Here is a 3,898-nt window from a genome sequence, read left to right as displayed (position 1 = left end):
CCAGGGCGGTGAAGCGCCCTGGCGGACTCCTCAGACGGCCGCGATCATGCGGTCGGCGGTCGCACGCGCCCAGGATTCGGCCGCGGCAAGAGTTTCGACCGTGAGCGCGTCCGGCGCATCATGCGCGTCGATGACACGGGCGATCGTGTCGACGATGCCGAGGAACGAGAGCTGTCCCTCATGGAACGCGTCGACGGCCTGCTCGTTGGCCGCGTTGTAGACGGCGGGGAACGTACCGCCCGCGCGTCCGACGGCTTTCGCCAGCGCCACGGACGGGAAGGCCTCTGCATCGAGCGGCTCGAAGGTCCAGGAGGTGGCGGACGACCAGTCCAGCGGTCGTCCGACACCGCCGACACGGTGCGGCCAGTCCAGACCGAGAGAGATCGGCAGGCGCATGTCGGGCGGCGAGGCCTGAGCGATCGTGGAGCCGTCGATGAACTCGACCATCGAGTGCACGATCGACTGCGGATGTACGACGACGTCGATGTCGTCATACGCGATGTCGAAGAGCAGGTGCGCCTCGATCACCTCGAGTCCCTTGTTCACCAGGGTCGCGGAGTTCGTCGTGACCATGCGCCCCATGTCCCACGTGGGGTGCGCGAGCGCCTCCGCCGGGGTGACCTGGGTCAGTTCCGTGCGGCTGCGTCCGCGGAACGGACCGCCGGATGCCGTCACCACGAGCCGCCGCACCTCTGCGTGAGTGCCGGCGAGCAGCGCCTGCGCGAGCGCGGAGTGCTCGGAGTCCACAGGGACGATCTGACCGGGAGCTGCCGCGGCGAGCACGAGGTCGCCGCCCACGATGAGGGACTCCTTGTTCGCGAGGGCGAGTGTGCGGCCCGCCTTCAGCGCCGCGAGGGTCGAGCCGAGCCCGATCGAGCCGGTGATGGCGTTGAGCACCACGTCGGCTTCGACATCGCGGACGAGCTGCTCGGCCTCGACGGCTCCGAGAGCGGTGGACTCGACCTGGAACTGCGCGGCCTGTGCCTCCAGCATCTCGGCGTTCGAACCGGCGGCGAGACCGACCAGCTCGAATCGACGAGGGTTGGCCCGGATCACATCCAGTGCCTGGGTGCCGATGGAGCCGGTGGAGCCGAGGACGATGACGCGACGCATAACGCCAGCCTAGGTCACGCCCACGGCTTCCCCGCGGTTACTGCTGCTGCTGGACCGGGGTCGTGGCGAGGATGTCGACGACGAACACGAGGCTCTCCTTCTGGAGCTCATGTCCCTCGCTCGCGCCGTAACCGTCGGACGGCGGCATCACGACGATGACCTGAGAGCCGACCTGCTGGCCCTCGAGAGCCTTCTGGAAGCCTGCGACGACCCCGGTGGTCTGGAACTGCGCCGGGGCGGCGTCACGGCTCCAGCTGGAGTCGAACTCCGTGCCGTCGGACCACTTGACGCCGAGGTACTGCACGACGACGAGATCGCCCGAGGCGACCGTCGCGCCGTCGCCCTGCTTGAGGACGGCGACCTTGGTCTCGGTCGGCGCCTCGCCGTCCGGGATCGTCACGGTCGGGGCGCCCTTGTCGTCGAGCTTGACGGTCGGCATGCCCGGGGTCGGGTCGACCGGCGTTCCCGTCGCTACCTCCGGGAGCTGCTCGACCGCTTCGGCGTAGACGACCTTGGCTGTGCCGCCGTCGCCGAAGACCTTGCCGGGAAGCGCCAGGACCACCTGGGTGCCGAGGGGCTGGCACTCGAGTGCTGCGATGAACAGTGAAGCGTTGTTCTGGTCGAGGAGGACGGAGGCTTCCCCTCCGTCGCTGCGAGCCGAGGAGTCGACGATCTCACCCGTCGCGGCTTCGATGATCTGGAACTTCACGCCCACGAGGTCGTTCGCGACGACCTCGTCGCCGTCGCCCTTGGAGATGATCGTGCGCTCCACGTCGGCGAACGGCGCGTCCGCGGGGACGGTGACCTTCGCGTCGAGGCCTTCGCCGTCGACGACGACCGCGTCGGACGTCGCACCGGGCTGCGCGTTCAGCAGACATCCGCTGGACGCGGTCGGCGAAGGCGTGCCGGAGCTCTCCGGCGCAGCGCCACCGGCACAGCCCGCCAGCAGAAGGGTCGCCGCGGCGACGGTGGACAGAACGATGAGCGGACGCTTGCGCACAGTGAGACCTCGGGATCGCGGGCAGGAAACTCCATCCTGCCTCATACCCCTTTGCTCGCGCTGGGAGGCGCGGCGCAAGTCTTCATTCCCACGCTGGCATGGATCCGGGAGTAATCTGCTCTGATGACCTCTGAGCAGTCCGTCGAGCCCGAATCCTCGTCACCGGAGGAAGCCTCGTCAGAGGAGACGACGAAGCCGCGTCACGCCGGGTTCGCCTACACGCTCGGCCGCAGCCTCATCACCCCTCTCGCTCGACTGGTGTACCGGCCCCGGATCGAAGGGCGCGAGAACGTCCCCCTGAGCGGTCCCGTCATCTTCGCGAGCAATCACCTGTCCTTCATCGACTCGATCGCGATCCCGGTCGCCGCACCCCGTCCGGTGCACTTCCTGGCGAAGTCGACGTACTTCGAGGGCACCGGCTTCAAGGGCTGGATGAGCAAGACGTTCTTCGAGTCGATCGGCGCGATTCCGGTGCGCCGCGGCGCCGGACAGGCCGCCCTGGATGCCCTCGACCTGCAACGCCAGCTCCTCGACGAGGGACTCGCCGTAGCGCTGTACCCGGAGGGCACCCGCTCCACCGACGGCCGGCTGTACAAGGGCCGCACGGGCGTCGCGTTCCTCGCGCTCCAGACCGGCGCACCCGTGGTCCCGGTCGGTCTGATCGGCACCGACAAGGTGATGCCGGTGGGGGCGAAGATGCCCACGCTCAAAGAGCGCATCACGGTGCGCTTCGGCGAACCGCTCGACCTTTCCCCGCACGGTCCGGCGACCAGCGGACGGGCGCGTCGACTCGCCACGGATCAGATCATGGCCGCGATCCACGGGCTCTCCGGCCAGGAGCTCGCGGGCGCGTACAACGAGGCACCTGCGCAGGGCACGATCGAGAAAATCAAGCAGGCTCTACCGCACGAACGTCGCTGACGCGGCGAGAGCGCGTGGTCAGGTGCGAGCGCGTGGTCGGGCGAGAGCGCGTGGTCAGGCGAGAGCGCGCGGTCAGGCGAGAGCGCTGACCGTCGCCTGGTGACGCACCGGGAAGTTCATCGAATTCGCGATGAAACACCACTCGTTCGCCTGAGCGTGCGCGCGCTCGGCGGCCTCTATCATCGAAGCCTCGGCGACGACGACCTCTGGGCGCAGCAGCGCCTCCACGAACGCGCCGCCGCCTGCGCCGTCTTCGCGCATCACTCCGCTCGCGCGGTCACGGTAGGACACCACGACGACGCCGACAGTGACACACGCGTGCAGGTACGACAGCAGGTGACACTCGGAGAGGGATGCCAGCAGAAGGTCTTCCGGATTCCATCTGGAGGGGTCACCGCGAAAGGGCTTGTCCGCTGAGGCGAGCAGATCGGGCTTTCCGCCGACCTCGATCGTCACGTCTCGGCGGTAGTCACGGTAGCCGGTGGTTCCGGTGCCGGTATTGCCGGTCCACGTCGCGGTGAGCGCATAGTGGTGTTCGCCGAGAGTGCGCGAGGTCGTCTCTGCCATGGGATCAGTCTGTCAGGCTCCTCCGACACGACGCGAGACGCCGCACACCCCGGGCTAGAGTTGACGGGTGCTGGAGACTCTCACCGTTCAGGATTCCGTGGAACTCGCCGTCGTCGAGAGGAGCGGATTCGTCGAATCCCGCCACGCCGGTGCGGCCGTCGTGCTCTCGCCCGACGGCGACGTCGTCGCCCGTCACGGCAATGCCGATGCGCTGATCCTGCCGCGCTCCAGCCTCAAGCCCCTGCAGGCCATCGCCTGCATCACTGCAGGCGCGGTGCTCGAGGGCGAGCAGCTGGC

At 68.5% G+C, this 3,898-nt stretch carries 5 protein-coding genes; 2 read left to right on the top strand and 3 right to left on the bottom strand.

All coding sequences use genetic code 11. The features are described from left to right. Positions 1 to 30: 30 nt before the first annotated feature. On the bottom strand, positions 31 to 1,113 hold the full coding sequence (dxr, locus tag KZA10_RS09325) for a 1-deoxy-D-xylulose-5-phosphate reductoisomerase (RefSeq protein ID WP_218682722.1): 1,083 nt from the start codon (positions 1,111 to 1,113) through the stop codon (positions 31 to 33). Between the two features lie 37 nt (positions 1,114 to 1,150). After that, the gene (locus KZA10_RS09320; protein WP_055868848.1) at positions 1,151 to 2,113 is read right to left on the bottom strand and encodes an FKBP-type peptidyl-prolyl cis-trans isomerase; all 963 of its coding nucleotides are present in this window, start codon (positions 2,111 to 2,113) and stop codon (positions 1,151 to 1,153) included. Between the two features lie 123 nt (positions 2,114 to 2,236). Here KZA10_RS09320 and KZA10_RS09315 point away from each other — a divergent pair, with 123 nt between their 5' ends. Next, the gene (locus KZA10_RS09315) at positions 2,237 to 3,034 is read left to right on the top strand and encodes a 1-acyl-sn-glycerol-3-phosphate acyltransferase (protein WP_017830981.1); all 798 of its coding nucleotides are present in this window, start codon (positions 2,237 to 2,239) and stop codon (positions 3,032 to 3,034) included. A gap of 72 nt (positions 3,035 to 3,106) precedes the next feature. Here KZA10_RS09315 and KZA10_RS09310 read toward each other — a convergent pair whose 3' ends face one another. After that, entirely contained in the window at positions 3,107 to 3,601 is a 495-nt protein-coding gene (locus KZA10_RS09310) for an OsmC family protein (protein WP_141386397.1), read from the bottom strand. Between the two features lie 67 nt (positions 3,602 to 3,668). On the opposite strand from KZA10_RS09310, the gene KZA10_RS09305 reads away from it, so the two are divergent. After that, the coding region (locus KZA10_RS09305; protein WP_218682721.1) for an asparaginase at positions 3,669 to 3,898 on the top strand (230 nt) is incomplete at its 3' end.

Source organism: Microbacterium sp. BF1, assembly GCF_019279095.1.
GTDB lineage: Bacteria > Actinomycetota > Actinomycetes > Actinomycetales > Microbacteriaceae > Microbacterium > Microbacterium maritypicum.
The sequence above is the reverse complement of the archived record's forward strand: the minus strand, read 5'-3'. Positions and strand labels throughout refer to the sequence as shown.

Bases quoted from the DNA above. Each gene is read 5' to 3' on its own strand.
- dxr (WP_218682722.1), bottom strand. From the start codon at position 1,113: ATGCGTCGCGTCATCGTCCTCGGCTCCACCGGCTCCATCGGCACCCAG.
- KZA10_RS09315 (WP_017830981.1), top strand. From the start codon at position 2,237: ATGACCTCTGAGCAGTCCGTCGAGCCCGAATCCTCGTCACCGGAGGAA.
- KZA10_RS09310 (WP_141386397.1), bottom strand. From the start codon at position 3,601: ATGGCAGAGACGACCTCGCGCACTCTCGGCGAACACCACTATGCGCTC.